The following is a 14810-nucleotide window of genomic DNA, read 5'->3' on the forward strand; positions in this document are numbered from 1 at the left end:
ACGATGAAGGAATTGAATGGCCAAGGAAGAACTTCTCGAGATGCGCGGACGGGTGGTGGAGTTGCTGCCCAATGCGATGTTCCGCGTCGAGCTGGAGAACGGCCACGAAATTCTCGGCCACACGGCCGGCAAGATGCGCAAGAACCGCATCCGCGTCCTGACCGGCGACGAAGTGCTGGTCGAACTGACGCCCTACGACCTGACCAAGGGTCGGATCACCTACCGGTTCAAGTAAGGAGCGCCGCAGATGCGGCTCGTCCTCGCCTCCGCCAGCCCGCGCCGGCTAGACCTGCTGGCGCGCATCGGCGTCCATCCCGACACGATCGTCCCCGCCGACATCGACGAGAGCGTCCCGGCGGGAGAACTTCCGCGTGATCATGCCGTGCGGCTGGCGCGCGAGAAGGCCGAGGCGATTGCCAAGGCCCATCCCGACGCGCTCGTGCTGGCCGCGGACACCGTGGTCGCGGTTGGGCGGCGGATCCTGCCCAAGGTCGAAGATGAAGCGACGCTGCGCCAATGCATGGCGTTGCTAAGCGGTCGGCGGCACCGCGTACTGACGGGTGTTTCGCTTGCGGGACCTGGCGGTCTTCGCTCGAAGCTCGTCGAAACGATGATCGCGATGAAGCGGCTGTCGCCCGAGGAAGTCAATTATTACGCCAGCCATGGCGAATGGCGCGGCAAGGCCGGCGGTTATGCGTTGCAGGGCTATGGTGAAGTCTATGTCCGCCACATCTCCGGCAGTTATTCCAACGTCGTCGGCCTGCCCTTGGCCGAGACCAGGCTGATGCTGAAGAATGCCGGCTATCCTCTCCCCTGACTGGCTGATCGAGCGCGGCATCGGCGAGTGCCGCGCGGTGAGGATCGGCGGCGGCGAGATCGTCGCGACCCGCGTCCTGCTCGACGGCATCATCGCGGCTGGGACCGTGCTGGAAGCGAAACTGCTGCGACAGGGCAAACCGGCCATCGCCGAGGCCCTCGGGCAGGAATATGTGCTGCGTGACGGCGCCGGTCCGGCGACTGAGGGCCAGTCGATCGTCATCGAAATCACGCGCGAGGCCATTCCGGGTGGCGAGCATTGGAAGCGGCCCCTGGCCAAGCTCAGCAGCGAAGCCCCGCGCGAGCCGGCAATCGAGGCCGAGGCGCTCCAGTTCCCTTCGCCACACGACCGGCTGGAGGAATTCGGCTGGGCCGATTTGCTGGAGGAAGCCCGGAGCGGCATAGTTGCCTTTGCCGGCGGAGCGCTGCGCGTGTCGCCGACGCCCGCCATGACCCTGATCGACGTCGATGGAAACCTGCCGCCGCTGGAACTGGCGATGGCCGGAGCCAAGGCGGCGGCGCGGACGATCCTGCGTCACGGCATCGGCGGTTCAATCGGGATCGACCTGCCGACTGTCCAAGGTAAAGAACAGCGGACAGCGATCGGCGCGGCGGTGGACACGATCCTGACCAACCCGTTCGAACGGACGGCGGTGAACGGCTTTGGATTCCTGCAGATCATCCGGCCGAGGCTGCATGCCAGCCTGTTCGAACTGGCGGCGGATCGGCCGGCCTTCGAAGCCCGTGCCCTGCTGCGCCAGGCATCGACCGAGACCGGCGCAATTACGCTGGCGGCGAATCCCGCAGTCGTCGCCGTGCTGGAAAACCAGGCCGACTGGATCGAGACGCTCGCGCGCCACGTCGGCGGGCCAGTCAGCTTGCGGTCCGATGCGCGCTTCACCATGTCGGGCGGACATGCCGAGAAATCCTGAATCAAGCGCCAAAGCCTGCCCGCTCTGCGGCCGGCCCGCCTCCCCCGACCATGCGCCGTTCTGCGGCCAGGGCTGCAAGGACCGCGACCTCCTGAAATGGCTGGGCGACGGTTATCGCATTGCCGGGCCGCCGGCAGACGAAAGCGATTTGACCGGGGTGGACAGAGAGGACGACGACAGTTAGGGACGCGCTCGCCTTGCCGGACAGACCTGTCCGGATCGTGGGCCCAGGTAGCTCAGTTGGTAGAGCACGTGACTGAAAATCACGGTGTCGGCGGTTCGATCCCGTCCCTGGGCACCATCGCCTAGCGCAGCTTGTCAGGGGGACTGGCACAGGGCGATCAACCTCGCAGCATCCCTTATTTGAAAGACGGGCTCCGGCAGTCCATCGTGCGACGAGCAAAGGCAAGCGAGCGCAAATGGTACAGCAACTTTCTCTCGCCACGTTCATGGCGATTCTCACTGTCCTCATTCATCTGACCGGGCTTGCCCTGCTGGTTCGGCTGCTGCGCTCCGAGCATCGGCTTGTGACCCCGATCCGGAAGGCCCCACTGGCAACGCTGCTACTGGCGTCGCTCGGAGTGATCCTCATCCACACGGTGGAAATATGGACCTATGCCTTCCTCTACCTTGGGCTGGACGCGCTCCATGATTTCGAGACCGCGCTTTATTTCTCGACGGTGACTTATGCCTCCGTCGGATACGGCGACGTGTTGCTCGGAAAGAATTGGCGCATTCTCGGCGCCATCGAGGGAGCGACCGGAATCATCATGCTTGGCTGGTCGACAGCCTTCCTTGTCTCGTTGCTCGCCCGGCTGAAGCTGCTGGCCCACGACTGGCTCAGCCCGGATACCTCCGGTGGGTGACGCCGAGTGCGTTGATGTGCTGATTGTCGGCGCGGGCCTTTCGGGCATCGGCGCCGCAGCGCATCTTCGGCGCGGCTGTCCGGACAAGAGCTTCCTGATCCTGGAGGGCCGCGATGCCATCGGCGGCACTTGGGATCTGTTCCGCTATCCCGGCATTCGCAGCGACAGCGACATGTACACTTTGGGCTACAGGTTCAAACCGTGGACCGGTCCCAAGGCGATCGCCGACGGGCCGTCGATCCGCGCGTATGTCCGCGAGACGGCAACCGAGCATGGCATCGACGAGCACATTCGCTTCGGCCACCGCGTAGTCGCGGCCGACTGGTCGTCGAGCGAGGCGTTGTGGCGCGTCGAGACGAAGACGGCGGACGGGCCGGTGGCCTTCAGCTGCCGCTTCCTGGTCATGGCCAGCGGCTATTACGATTATGACCAAGGTTTCCGGCCGCGCTGGGACGGCGAGGAGAGCTTTGCGGGCGAGATCGTCCATCCGCAATTCTGGCCCGAAGGCCTCGATTACGCGGGCAAGAGGGTCGTCGTCATCGGCAGCGGCGCAACCGCGGTGACCCTGGTTCCCGAGATAGCGCGCAAAGCAGCGCATGTGACAATGGTGCAGCGTTCCCCGAGCTACATCGTCGCCCGGCCGTCGATCGACGGAATCGCAGAGTGGCTGAAGCGACGACTTCCTGCGGGGGCGGCTTATGCGCTGACGCGGTGGAAGAACGTGCTGCTGAGTAGTTTCTTCTTTCGCCTTGCCCGGCGACGCCCCGAAAAGACGGCGGCGAAGCTGATCGACATGGCCAGGGACGAGGTCGGCGAAGGCTTCAACTCGGCCGACTTCACACCCGGCTACAAGCCGTGGGATCAAAGGCTTTGCCTGGTCCCCGACGGCGACCTGTTCCGCTCGATCCGCGACGGTAACGTCAGCATCACAACTGGGGCAATCGATCGCTTCACCCCAGGCGGGCTAACACTCGTCACGGGCGAGGAGGTCGCTGCGGACGTCATTGTCACCGCGACTGGGTTGAAGGTCGTGCCGCTCGGCAAGGTCCGCTTGTCGGTCGACGGCAAGGCGACCGACCCGGCCGCGGCCATGGTCTACAAGGGCATGATGCTGAGCGACGTGCCCAACTTCATGTTCATCTTCGGCTACACCAACGCCAGTTGGACGCTGAAGGCTGACCTGACGTCTGAATATCTGGTGCGGTTGTTGAAGCGCATGGACTCGTCACGTGCGCGGGTGGCGGTGGCGCCGCGCAATTCTTCTGTGAACGAAGTCCCCTTCCTCGATTTCACGTCGGGCTACGTGAAGCGGGCGCTAGAGGTCTTGCCCAAGCAGGGGGAGCGGCGGCCCTGGCGGCTCTACCAGAATTACTGGCTGGATCTTCTCACACTGCGCTTCGGGAAGATCGAGGACGGCACGCTGGTGTTGGAGCGCGGCTAGGCAATCGCCCGGACACCGGCGACGGCGCGGTCCCACTGCTCGATACGCCGGGCGCGGCCGCCTTTGTCAGGCGCAGGAATGAAACGGTCGATTGGTCCCCGAACCGCGGCCGCCGCTTCCCGAAGCGATCCGAAGAGGCCGCAGCCGACTCCGGCAAGCATGGCCGCACCCAGGGCGCTGGTCTCGATATTGCCGGGACGCTCGACTTCGAGGCCGAGCAGGTTGGCGAGGTCCTCGGCGAGAAAGCGGTTAGCCGCCATGCCACCGTCGATGCGCAGTGACGACCATGTGATGCCGTCGGCGGCGAAGGCGCGCTGCAGCTCGAAGGTCTGATTGGCGACGGCTTCCAAAGCGGCGCGGACGATGTGTGCGCGGTTGGATCCCAAAGTCAGGCCGAGGATGGCGCCCCGCGCATCGGGATCCCAATGCGGCGCACCGAGGCCGGTGAAGGCCGGCACGACACAAACGCCCGCGCTGTCCTGCACCGATCGGGCCAGTTGCTCGCTTTCCGCCGACGTGCCGATCAGGCCGAGCTGGTCGCGCAGCCATTGCATCATGCTGCCGGCGACGAACAAGGAGCCCTCGAGCGCATAGCGGCGCTTGCCGCCGAGCTGGCAGGCGATGGTGCTGAGGAGGCGATTGTTCGAGACCGGCGGCGCATCGCCGGCGAGCGTCAGCACGAATGTGCCCGTGCCGAACGTTGCCTTGGTGTCGCCGGGGTCGTAGCAACCCTGGCCGACCGCGGCCGCCTGCTGGTCGCCGGCGATGCCGCAAATCGGAATGGGCGCGCCGAAATGGTCGGCAAGCGTCGCGCCGAGCTGGCCCGCGCTGTCGCAGATTTCCGGAAGCGCGAACTTCGGCACTCCGAACAGGTCGAGCAAGCCCTCGTCCCAGCCGCCGGTCAGCGACATGAGCGCAGTGCGCGAGGCGTTGGTGGCGTCGCTGATGTGGAGGCCGCCCGTGAGGCGGAACACCAGCCAGCTGTCGATGGTGCCGATGGCGAGATTGTCGCCGGCGTCCTTCAGTTGCGGCCATTGGTCGAGAGCCCAGCGGATCTTCGAGGCGCTGAAATAGGGGTCGAGCAACAGGCCGGTCTTTGCCTGCAGCGCCGGTTCGTGGCCGGCATCCTTGAGCTTGTCGCAATAGTCGGCGGTGCGGCGGTCCTGCCAGACGATGGCAGGCGCCAGCGGGCGGCCGTTGCGGCGGTCCCAGAAGACGATGGTTTCGCGCTGGTTGGTGATGCCGATGGCGGCGACTTGCGAGGCACCGCCCGCCTTCTTGACCATCGCGCCAGCGGCGGCGCGAGTCAGTTGCCAGATGTCTTCCGGGTCCTGTTCGACCCAGCCGGGCGCTGGAAATTCGCTGTGGATGGCATGCTGGGCGAGGCCAAGGCCTTGGCCGGAACGGTCGAACAGCATTGCGCGCGTGCTCGACGTCCCTTCGTCGATGACCAGCAGCTTGTCGCCCATGCCCCGCCTCCTCGGGCAGCGTTAGACGGGTTCAGCGCAGGGCGTCGAGGGTCTTGCGCTCGGACGGGGCGTCGGGCCGCCCTTTTGCCTTTTCGCTGGCCGTCAGCCGTGGCGGCGCTAAAGGCGCTGACTGCCGATGGACCATTTCGATTTCAAAGCAGGCGAACTGCATTGCGAGGCGGTGCCGCTCAGCGAGATTGCGCGCGAGGCGGGGACCCCGGTCTACGTCTATTCGGCAGCTACGATCCGCCACCATGCGCGGGTGATGAAGGCCGCGCTGGAACCGACGGGTGACCCGCTGATCGCCTTTGCAGTCAAGGCCAATCCGAACCCGGCCGTATTGGCGATCCTGGCGGCCGAGGGCCTTGGTGCCGACATCGTCTCGATCGGCGAATATCGGCAGGCGCGGGCGGCAGGCATATTGCCGGATCGCATCCTCTTTTCGGGGGTCGGCAAGGACAAGGACGAAATGGCGGAGGCGCTGGCGGGCGGCGTTTGCCAGTTCAACGTCGAGTCCGTCGAGGAAGCGCGAACGCTATCGGAGGTGGCGATCGAAGCCGGGCTGACGGCGCCGCTAGGCCTGCGCATCAATCCGGATGTTGAGGCCGGAACCCACGCAAAGATCACCACCGGCACCGCCGACAGCAAGTTCGGCATACCGGCCCGCGAGGCGATGGAAGCGTTCCGCATCGCCAGCCGCCTGCCGGGCCTGAAAGTGCAGGGAATCACGGTCCATATCGGCAGCCAGCTGACCGACTTAACGCCCTTGGAAGCGAGCTTTCGGCGCGTAGGTGAGTTGATCGCGGCGCTGCGCAACGAAGGCATCGCCATCGACCTGGCCGACCTCGGCGGCGGGCTTGGCGTGCCCTACGAACCGGGCCAGCCTGAGCCGCCGACGCCGGCCGCCTATGGCGCGATGGTCGAGCGCGTGAGCAAAGGCTGGGACGTTCGGCTGGCTTTCGAGCCGGGGCGATTGATCGTCGCCAATGCCGGCGTGCTGCTTGCACGGGTGATCCGCGTGAAGCCGGGCGAACGGCATCCCTGGATCATCGTCGATGCGGCGATGAACGACCTGATGCGGCCGGCGCTTTATGACGCCTATCATCATATCGAGGCGGTGCGGCCAAGCGGCGACCACATCATCGCCAATGTCGTCGGGCCAGTCTGCGAGAGCGGCGACACCTTTGCCATGGCGCGCGACATGGACAGGGTCGACGCCGACGACCTCGTCGCCTTCCGCAGCGCCGGCGCTTATGGCGCGGCGATGTCGAGCGGATACAACAGCCGGCCCTTGACGCCCGAGGTGCTGGTCGATGGCAAGCAATGGGCGCTGGTGAGACGGCGGGTCGACCTTGCCGATTGTGCATCCCTGCCCTTGCCGAAATGGCTTCTTCCGCGATGAAGTGTTTCTGGGACGAACGGCAAAGGGCGCACGCGCCGGTCAGCGAATTCTTCAACGGAGCCTTGCATCCGGCGGCCGAAAATGTCGGCCGTGTCGATGCGGTCCTGAACGCAATCGGGAACACCGAAACACCCGTGGACCGCGGCCTGGAGCCGATCCTCCGGGTCCATTCGGCGGAATATCTCGAACTGCTGGAAGTCGCCCATCGCGAGTGGTTGGCGCTCGGCCGCTCCGGGGAAGTATTTCCCTACACCTTTCCGATTTTGGGCCGGCGGCCCTTGGCGCTCGAACGGATCGACGCGCGGCTGGGACAGCACAGCTTCGACACGTCGACCCCAATCGGACCGTCGACCTGGAACACATGCTATTGGGGCGCCCAAACAGCTCTGTCCGGGCTGTTTTCGATTCTGGACGGAAGCGGAGCCGCTTTCGCTTTCTGCCGCCCCCCGGGCCACCATGCCGGCGCGGACTATTTCGGCGGCTATTCCTATCTCAACAATGCCGCGATCGCTGCCGAAGCTGCACGCGCCCAAGGCAAAACTAAGGTGGCGATCCTGGATGTCGACTATCATCACGGCAACGGCACGCAGGACATTTTCAATTTTCGCGACGACGTGACCTACGCCTCGATCCATGCCGATCCCAAGACCGACTATCCGTTCTTTTGGGGGCATGCCGACGAGACCGGCGACGGGAACGGTGAAGGCGCGAACCTCAATATCCCGCTTGCGCGCGGCACGGACTGGCACGCCTATGCACCCGCGCTGACGCAGGCCCTGGACTGGATCGAGCGCCAAAAGGCGGAGCTGCTGATCGTCTCCTACGGAGCGGACACGCACGAGGCCGATCCGATCAGCCATTTCAAGCTGAAAACCGCAGACTATGCCGCCATGGCGCGCCGTATCGCGTCGCTTGGCCTGCCGACGCTGATCGTCATGGAAGGCGGTTATGCGATCGAGGCGCTGGGCGACAACATCGCCTCGTTCCTCGGTGGATTTTAGTTCGGCGGCGACCCTGCTTCGCGCTTCGCCTTCATGCCAATTGCCGCCATTCCGGCCGCCATCACGAAGCCGAAGGCGGGCCTCAATCCGAACCCGTCATTCAGCAGCGCGATTGTACCGGCCGCGACGAACAAAGTGGCGGCGACATAGTAGATCCGCCAATCCCTGGTCCAAGCCATGGCAAGGCCCTCCCCTGTGCCGGGAGAGTGCGCTTCAACCGGCGGCCATGCAAGCCTAGAGCTTGTCGGTCAGCTCCGGCACGATCTTGAACAGGTCGCCGACGAGGCCGACGTCCGCGACCTGGAAGATCGGGGCTTCCTCGTCCTTGTTGATGGCGACGATGGTCTTGGCGTCCTTCATCCCGGCGAGGTGCTGAATCGCTCCGGAAATGCCGATGGCGATGTAGAGCTCAGGAGCGACGATCTTGCCGGTCTGGCCGACCTGGTAGTCGTTGGGCGCGTAGCCGGCATCGACCGCGGCACGGCTGGCTCCGACGGCGGCGCCGAGCTTGTCGGCGAGCGGGTCGAGCAGGCTGTGGAACTGATCGCTGGAGCCGAAGGCGCGGCCGCCCGAAACGATGATCTTGGCGCTGGTCAGCTCCGGCCGTTCCGACTTGGAGATTTCAGCAGAGACGAACTCGGCCTTGCCGTCGTGGCTACCGGCATCAACCTTCTCGACGCTGCCAGAACCGCCGTCACGCGCGGCTTTCTCGAAAGCCGTGCCGCGGACGGTGATGACCTTCTTGGCGTCCTTCGACTTGACGGTGGCGATGGCGTTGCCGGCGTAGATCGGCCGAGTGAAGGTGTCCGCACCCTCGACCGAGAGGATGTCGGAAATCTGCATGACGTCGAGCGCCGCGGCGACGCGCGGGGCGATGTTCTTGCCGGTGGTCGTGGCGGGCGCGAGGAAGGCGTCATGGTCGGCCATCAGCGCGGCAGCGACGGGGGCGACATCCTCGGCCAATTGGTGCTCGAGATGAGCGCCGTCGGCGACATGGACCTTGCCGACACCGGCGATCTTGGCGGCAGCAGCGGCAACGGAATCGACGCCCTTGCCGGCCACGAGCAAATGGACTTCGCCTAGCTTTGCGGCGGCAGTGACGGCCGCGAGGGTCGCATCCTTGATGGCGCCGTCGGCATGTTCGACCAGTACAAGCGTCTTCATGCGACGACTCCCAGCGTCTTGAGTTTGGCGACCAGTTCATCGACCGAGCCGACCTTGTCGCCGGCCTGGCGCTTGGCCGGCTCGGTAACCTTGAGGACCTCGAGGCGCGGGGTCGTATCGACGCCGAAATCGCCCGGCGCCTTGGTCGCCAGCGGCTTCGATTTGGCCTTCATGATGTTCGGGAGCGAGGCATAGCGCGGCTCGTTCAAGCGCAGGTCGGTGGTGACCACCGCCGGCGTCGCCAGCTTCACCGTCTCAAGGCCGCCGTCGACCTCTCGGGTGACGCTGACATGATCGCCCTGAGGTTCGACCTTGGAGGCAAAGGTGCCCTGCGGCCAGCCGAGCAGAGCCGCCAGCATCTGGCCGACCTGGTTCGAATCGTCGTCGATCGCCTGCTTGCCAAGGATGAACAGGCCGGGCTGTTCCTCCTCCGCAATCTTGGCGAGAATCTTGGCGACGGCCAGCGGCTCGACCTCATCGTCGGTCTGGACGAGGATGGCGCGGTCGGCGCCCATGGCGAGCGCGGTGCGGAGCGTCTCCTGTGCCTTGGCCGGGCCGACGGACACCGCGACGATCTCGGTGGCATTGCCCTTTTCCTTAAGGCGGATGGCTTCCTCGACGGCGATTTCGTCGAAGGGGTTCATGCTCATCTTGACGTTGGCAAGGTCGACGCCGCTGCCGTCCATCTTGACGCGCGGCTTGACGTTGAAGTCGATCACTCGCTTGACGGCGACCAGCACTTTCATGGCGTTAGCTCCTGAAGCTTAAGCGGCGACCTTGACCTCGGCGACGATCTTCTTCGCCGCGTCGCCAAGGTCGTTGGCGGCAACGATCGGCAGGCCGCTCATCGCCAATATGTCCTTGCCCTGCTGGACGTTGGTGCCTTCGAGGCGGACGACCAAAGGCACCTTCAAATCGACTTCGCGCGCGGCGGCGACGATGCCTTCGGCAATGATGTCGCAGCGCATGATGCCGCCGAAGATGTTGACGAGGATGCCCTTCACGGCGGGATCGCTGAGGATGATCTTGAAGGCCGCAGTCACCTTTTCCTTCGATGCGCCGCCGCCGACGTCGAGGAAGTTGGCCGGGAAAGCGCCTTCCAGCTTGATGATGTCCATCGTCGCCATGGCGAGGCCGGCGCCGTTGACCATGCAGCCGATGTCGCCGTCGAGCTTGATGTAGGCGAGGTCGTATTTCGAGGCTTCGACCTCCATCGGGTCTTCCTCGGTGATGTCGCGCAAGGCTTCGAGGTCCGGGTGGCGGAACTCGGCATTATTGTCGAAGCCGACCTTGGCATCGAGGACCATGAGCTTGCCGTCGCCGGTGATGGCGAGCGGGTTGATCTCGATCTGCGAAGCGTCGGTGCCGACGAACGCATCGTAAAGCTTGGCCAAGACCTTCGATGCCTGCTTGGCGAGGTCGCCGGACAGGCCGAGCGCGGCGGAAACCGAACGGCCGTGGTGCGGCATCAGGCCGGTGGCCGGGTCGATGGTGATGGTCTGGATCTTTTCGGGCGTATCGTGAGCGACCGCCTCGATATCCATGCCGCCCTCCGTCGAGGCGACGATCGCAATGCGGCCGCTCTCGCGGTCGACCAGCAGCGCGAGGTAGAATTCCTTTTCGATGTCGACGCCGTCAGTGATGTAGAGGCGCTGCACCTGCTTGCCGTGCGGACCGGTCTGGATGGTGACCAGCGTCTTGCCGAGCATTTCCTCCGCATTGGCGCGGACTTCGTCGATCGAGCGCGCGAGGCGGACGCCGCCCTTGGCGTCGGGGCCCAATTCCTTGAACTTGCCCTTGCCGCGGCCGCCGGCGTGAATCTGCGCTTTCACGACCCAGAGCGGTCCGGGCAGCCGCTTGGCGGCCTCGACGGCTTCATCGACACTCATGGCGGCATGGCCCGCGGGAACCGGCACGCCGAACTTGGCGAGCAATTCCTTGGCCTGATATTCGTGGATGTTCATGGCGGCGCCCTTAAGCATGACTCCGCGCATATGAAAAGGTTAGGAAGGCGGACGTGACTGTGCCGAGCGTCCGCAAGATCATTCATATCGACATGGACGCTTTCTATGCGTCGGTCGAACAGCGCGACAATCCGGAGCTCAAGGGCAGGCCGGTCGCGGTCGGCGGCGGGCATCGCGGAGTCGTTGCGGCGGCGAGCTATGAGGCGCGCAAGTTCGGGGTGCGGTCTGCAATGCCGTCCGTCACCGCAAAGCGGCGCTGCCCGGAAATCGTCTTCGTGAAGCCACGATTCGATGCGTATAAGGAAGTGTCGAACCAGATCCGGGCAATCTTCGCCGATTACACCGAGCTGATCGAACCTTTGAGCCTCGACGAGGCCTATCTCGACGTCACCGAAGACCGGAAGGGCCTGGGCAGTGCGCGAGCAATCGCCGAGGACATCCGGCGCCGGATTCGCGAGGAGTGCAATCTGACCGCTTCGGCTGGGGTCAGTTATTGCAAGTTTATCGCCAAGCTGGCGTCCGACCAGAACAAGCCGGATGGCCTTTGCGTCATCACCCCCGACAAGGGGCCCGCCTTCGTCGCCACCCTTCCGGTGAAGCGGTTCCACGGAGTCGGCCCGAAAACGGCGGAGAAAATGGAGCGGCTGGGAATTTTCACCGGCGCCGACCTTGCCGCCTGGAGCCGGGAGCAGCTGGACGCGCATTTCGGCAGCTCGGGCGAATGGTATTGGAAGATCGCGCGCGGGATCGACGAAAGGCCGGTGCGCCCCGACCGGCCATATAAATCGGTCAGCGCCGAGCGCACGTTCGACGAGGACGAACGCGATCCGGGCAAGCTGGCGGCGGAGCTGGAGCGGGTCTCCGGCTACGCCTGGGCTCGCGTGGAGCGGGCACAGGTGATCGGGCGGACCGTGACCTTGAAAGTGAAGTATGCCGACTTCACCATCATTACGCGGTCGAAGAGCTTTGCCTTGCCGATCGCCAACCAGGTCGAGTTCAATGAAGCCGGACAGGCCTTGCTGGCGACCCTGATCCCCGTTCCAAAGGGAATCCGGCTGCTTGGCCTCGGCCTTCATAACCTGAGCGAGAATGACGCGGGGGGGCCGGTCCAGCTCGGGCTGGCAATTTTGTGACATTTATGATATAGAATCGCGTGAAGGCCGCTGCGCTCTGTGTCGGCCAACTGCAGGATTTGTCATCGAGAGGCGGGGGAGCCCGGCCGCAGATCGTTTTGGGGGACGATGCGGCCAGACAAGGCTTTGGGGTCTCGCCGACCAGAGAAAGGTGTGTGGAATGGCAGCGAAAGCGTTGAGCTTCGATGTTGGTGATTATGTTGTCTACCCCAAGCACGGCGTTGGCCGGGTGGTTGAACTTCAGAGTACCGAAATTGCCGGTGCATCCCTCGATTTGTACGTCCTTCGCTTCGAAAAGGAGCGGATGACCCTTCGCGTGCCCGTCAACAAGGCGGACTCGGTCGGCATGCGCAAGCTGTCGAGCGATAAGACGATGAAGGACGCGCTCGAGACGCTGAAGGGCAAGCCCAAGGTCAAGCGCACCATGTGGTCGCGCCGCGCCCAGGAATATGAAGCGAAGATCAATTCGGGCGACCTGACGTCGATTGCCGAAGTGACCCGCGACCTGTTCCGTGCTGACGACCAGCCGGAGCAGAGCTATTCCGAGCGGCAGATCTTCGAAGCGGCCTCGTCGCGCCTGGCGCGCGAGCTCGCGGCCATGGAGCAGGTGGACGAACCGACGGCGCTGGTGAAGATCCTCGAGATCCTCAACAAGGCCGCCGCGATCCACAACAAGGCCAAAGAGGCCGTTGCTTAAGACGTTTTAGTCGAGAGCTGGGAAAGAAGGGCGTCTCCCCACGGAGGCGCCCTTTCTTTTTTGTGGCCGCCTCCCAAAGTCGGTGACTTCACCGAGTGCGCAGCAGGCTCGCAGGCCCCAATGCCGAGTATCGGTTATGTCGGAGCCTGGCATGGATGGACAGCGGGTCGCCCTGGTCACTGGCGCAGCGTCGGGCATTGGAAGGGCCACGGCTCGCGCGTTCGCGCGCGCGGGTTATGAGACGGTCATTGCCGACATCAGCGAACCAGAGTCGATGGAAGCGGCCTGCAGTTTCATTCGCTGCGATGTGTCCGACCAAGCAGCTGTCAGTGCCATGGTCGCGACAGTCATCGCCGACCATGGACGACTGGATGCGGCCTTCAATAACGCCGGGGTGCTGGGCCAGCTTGCCGCCACCGCCGACACCGATCCGGAAGCATTCGACCGGGTGATCGCCGTCAACCTGCGGGGGACCTACCTCTGCCTGCGCGAGGAACTGAGGCAAATGACGAAGCAGGAAAGCGGCGGGGCCATCGTCAACTGTTCGTCGGTTGCCGGGCTCGTCGGCCTTGCGGGCGCTCCCGCCTATGTCGCGTCCAAGCACGGGGTCGTTGGGCTGACGCGCACGGCGGCCCTTGAATATGCCAAGGCGAACATCCGGGTGAATGCCATCTGCCCCGGCCCGATCGAAACGAAAATGCTCGAGGATCTCATGGTCGGCATGCCGCGCGAGGCGATCATCGCTGCCGAACCCGTCGGGCGCATCGGCACACCGGAAGAGATCGCCGAAGCCGTGCTTTGGCTATGCAGCCCGGCCGCGAGCTTCGTCACTGGACAGGCGATCGCCGCTGACGGCGGCTGGACGGTGCAATGAAACGCACCGGCCACGGAACGACATGGGGTTGAGACGGGTTTGCTGGTATAAAGGCGGTTTCGTCGCCGCCGTTGAGGAGAGGGTCGATGGCATTTGCGCTCCAGCTTCAGGAATCGATCCGCGACCGCGAGACGCAAGCGCGATCCGAAGTCCAAAGCGGCGACGGACTGGGACTGATCCTCAACCGTTACTTGCTGACCGTCGAAGCCGAATCCGAAAGCTTCATCCTGACGTCGATCCTCTTGGTTGACGGCCCGAACCTGCGGCATGGCGCCGCGCCAAGCCTGCCCGAAGCCTACACGTCGTTGATTGACGGCATGGAATATGGCGACAACCGCGGCTCGTGCGGTACGGCGGCTTTCCGCGCGCGGCCGGTTTACGTCACCGACATCGCCAGCGACCCGCTCTGGGCCGAGTTCAAGGATCTCGCGCTTCCGCATGGCCTTCGCGCCTGCTGGTCGACGCCGATCTTCGACGATGACCGCAAGGTCATCGGCACCTTCGCCATCTATCACCTCGCTCCCGGCGCGCCGACGCAGGAGGAGATCGACCAGATCCAGACGATTACGGACTCCGTCGCCCGCGCCATCATGTGGTCGAAGAGCAAGCAGGACCTGGTACGCGAGGAAGCGCCGCAAAAGCCGCCATTGAAATTGGTCTAGGCTAAGCTTTCTTCCGCCGCCGGTTCGTCATCGGGAGAGATGACCTGGTGGACCTCGCAGATGCTTCGAGGCTGCGCGAGGCCCCAACGGTCAATCTCGTCACGCAGCGCTGATTCACTCGGTGCGCGATAGACACAATAGACCTTGTCGTCCGTCAGGTAGCTTTGCACCCATTCGATGCCCGGAGCTACGCCGTGCAGCGCCGAACAGGTGCGCCTCGCGGTCTGCTCCTGCTGGAAATGACTGAGGTTACCGAGTCCGGTGAAGTCCTTCTCGATCACGAATTCCGGCATGGCCCGACTCCCGTGTGCCGTTCACCATCCTAACACAGAACATGAGGGCAAGTCCCCGTGAAGGGAGCAAGTCGCCCCGCCGCTACGTTAGCCAAT

18 protein-coding genes and 1 tRNA gene are annotated in these 14810 nt (G+C 64.4%); 13 read left to right on the forward strand and 6 right to left on the reverse strand.

Annotated elements, in window-relative coordinates; translation table 11 throughout:
- The first annotated feature begins 16 nt into the window (after positions 1-16).
- From infA to LZ536_RS07035, 7 genes are all read left to right on the forward strand, one after another.
- Positions 17-235 (forward strand): translation initiation factor IF-1, encoded by a 219-nt coding sequence (gene infA, locus LZ536_RS07005; RefSeq protein WP_147042814.1) that lies wholly within the window; start codon positions 17-19, stop codon positions 233-235.
- Between the two features lie 12 nt (positions 236-247).
- Positions 248-817 carry a Maf family protein gene (locus tag LZ536_RS07010; protein ID WP_249847695.1) on the forward strand — a complete coding sequence of 190 codons (570 nt, stop codon included), beginning with the start codon at positions 248-250 and terminating at the stop codon, positions 815-817.
- A complete protein-coding gene (locus LZ536_RS07015; protein WP_249847696.1) occupies positions 795-1748 on the forward strand; it encodes a ribonuclease in 954 nt (317 codons plus the stop codon). The genes LZ536_RS07010 and LZ536_RS07015 overlap by 23 nt, the downstream gene beginning before the upstream one ends.
- Positions 1732-1932: a DNA gyrase inhibitor YacG gene (yacG, locus tag LZ536_RS07020; protein ID WP_249847697.1), complete on the forward strand. Its 201-nt coding sequence runs from the start codon at positions 1732-1734 to the stop codon at positions 1930-1932. Before LZ536_RS07015 ends, yacG begins: the two co-directional genes overlap by 17 nt.
- A 41-nt stretch (positions 1933-1973) precedes the next feature.
- Positions 1974-2049 (forward strand) — tRNA-Phe (locus LZ536_RS07025).
- Between the two features lie 118 nt (positions 2050-2167).
- Entirely contained in the window at positions 2168-2614 is a 447-nt protein-coding gene (locus LZ536_RS07030) for a potassium channel family protein (RefSeq protein WP_249847698.1), read from the forward strand.
- Entirely contained in the window at positions 2607-4055 is a 1449-nt protein-coding gene (locus LZ536_RS07035) for a flavin-containing monooxygenase (RefSeq protein WP_249847699.1), read from the forward strand. The genes LZ536_RS07030 and LZ536_RS07035 overlap by 8 nt, the downstream gene beginning before the upstream one ends.
- Here LZ536_RS07035 and LZ536_RS07040 read toward each other — a convergent pair.
- Positions 4052-5524 (reverse strand): FGGY family carbohydrate kinase, encoded by a 1473-nt coding sequence (locus LZ536_RS07040; RefSeq protein WP_249847700.1) that lies wholly within the window; start codon positions 5522-5524, stop codon positions 4052-4054. The two genes, LZ536_RS07035 and LZ536_RS07040, sit on opposite strands and share 4 nt — an antisense overlap.
- 136 nt (positions 5525-5660) lie before the next feature.
- Between LZ536_RS07040 and lysA the strand changes: the two genes are divergently transcribed.
- Together lysA and LZ536_RS07050 are read left to right on the forward strand one after the other, a co-directional pair.
- Positions 5661-6926: a diaminopimelate decarboxylase gene (gene lysA, locus LZ536_RS07045; RefSeq protein ID WP_249847701.1), complete on the forward strand. Its 1266-nt coding sequence runs from the start codon at positions 5661-5663 to the stop codon at positions 6924-6926.
- Positions 6923-7927, forward strand: coding sequence for a histone deacetylase family protein (locus LZ536_RS07050; RefSeq protein ID WP_249847702.1), 1005 nt, complete (start codon positions 6923-6925; stop codon positions 7925-7927). Before lysA ends, LZ536_RS07050 begins: the two co-directional genes overlap by 4 nt.
- On the opposite strand, the gene LZ536_RS07055 is transcribed toward LZ536_RS07050, so the two are convergent.
- From LZ536_RS07055 to sucC, 4 genes are read right to left on the reverse strand one after another with little or no spacing between them, the layout of a single operon-like run.
- Positions 7924-8106 carry a hypothetical protein gene (locus LZ536_RS07055; RefSeq protein WP_249847703.1) on the reverse strand — a complete coding sequence of 61 codons (183 nt, stop codon included), beginning with the start codon at positions 8104-8106 and terminating at the stop codon, positions 7924-7926. The genes LZ536_RS07050 and LZ536_RS07055 overlap by 4 nt on opposite strands.
- Positions 8107-8161: 55 nt before the next feature.
- The gene (locus LZ536_RS07060; RefSeq protein WP_249847704.1) at positions 8162-9091 is read right to left on the reverse strand and encodes an electron transfer flavoprotein subunit alpha/FixB family protein; all 930 of its coding nucleotides are present in this window, start codon (positions 9089-9091) and stop codon (positions 8162-8164) included.
- The gene (locus LZ536_RS07065; protein WP_249847705.1) at positions 9088-9837 is read right to left on the reverse strand and encodes an electron transfer flavoprotein subunit beta/FixA family protein; all 750 of its coding nucleotides are present in this window, start codon (positions 9835-9837) and stop codon (positions 9088-9090) included. The genes LZ536_RS07060 and LZ536_RS07065 overlap by 4 nt, the downstream gene beginning before the upstream one ends.
- 18 nt (positions 9838-9855) lie before the next feature.
- Complete coding sequence (gene sucC, locus LZ536_RS07070) at positions 9856-11055, reverse strand: ADP-forming succinate--CoA ligase subunit beta (protein ID WP_249848579.1); 1200 nt, start codon at positions 11053-11055, stop codon at positions 9856-9858.
- A gap of 53 nt (positions 11056-11108) precedes the next feature.
- On the opposite strand from sucC, the gene dinB reads away from it, so the two are divergent.
- From dinB to LZ536_RS07090, 4 genes are all read left to right on the forward strand, one after another.
- Positions 11109-12188: a DNA polymerase IV gene (dinB, locus tag LZ536_RS07075; protein WP_348538816.1), complete on the forward strand. Its 1080-nt coding sequence runs from the start codon at positions 11109-11111 to the stop codon at positions 12186-12188.
- 160 nt (positions 12189-12348) lie between these two features.
- A complete protein-coding gene (locus tag LZ536_RS07080; RefSeq protein WP_249847706.1) occupies positions 12349-12885 on the forward strand; it encodes a CarD family transcriptional regulator in 537 nt (178 codons plus the stop codon).
- A gap of 151 nt (positions 12886-13036) precedes the next feature.
- The gene (locus tag LZ536_RS07085; protein WP_249847707.1) at positions 13037-13759 is read left to right on the forward strand and encodes an SDR family oxidoreductase; all 723 of its coding nucleotides are present in this window, start codon (positions 13037-13039) and stop codon (positions 13757-13759) included.
- Positions 13760-13845: 86 nt separating this feature from the next.
- Positions 13846-14421: a GAF domain-containing protein gene (locus LZ536_RS07090; RefSeq protein WP_249847708.1), complete on the forward strand. Its 576-nt coding sequence runs from the start codon at positions 13846-13848 to the stop codon at positions 14419-14421.
- On the opposite strand, the gene LZ536_RS07095 is transcribed toward LZ536_RS07090, so the two are convergent.
- Positions 14418-14714, reverse strand: a complete 297-nt coding sequence (locus LZ536_RS07095) for a nickel-binding protein (RefSeq protein ID WP_249847709.1) — start codon at positions 14712-14714, stop codon at positions 14418-14420. The genes LZ536_RS07090 and LZ536_RS07095 overlap by 4 nt on opposite strands.
- Positions 14715-14810: the final 96 nt, after the last annotated feature.

Origin of the sequence: Sphingomonas alba (genome assembly GCF_023516555.1) — a bacterium.
GTDB lineage: Bacteria > Pseudomonadota > Alphaproteobacteria > Sphingomonadales > Sphingomonadaceae > Sphingomicrobium > Sphingomicrobium album.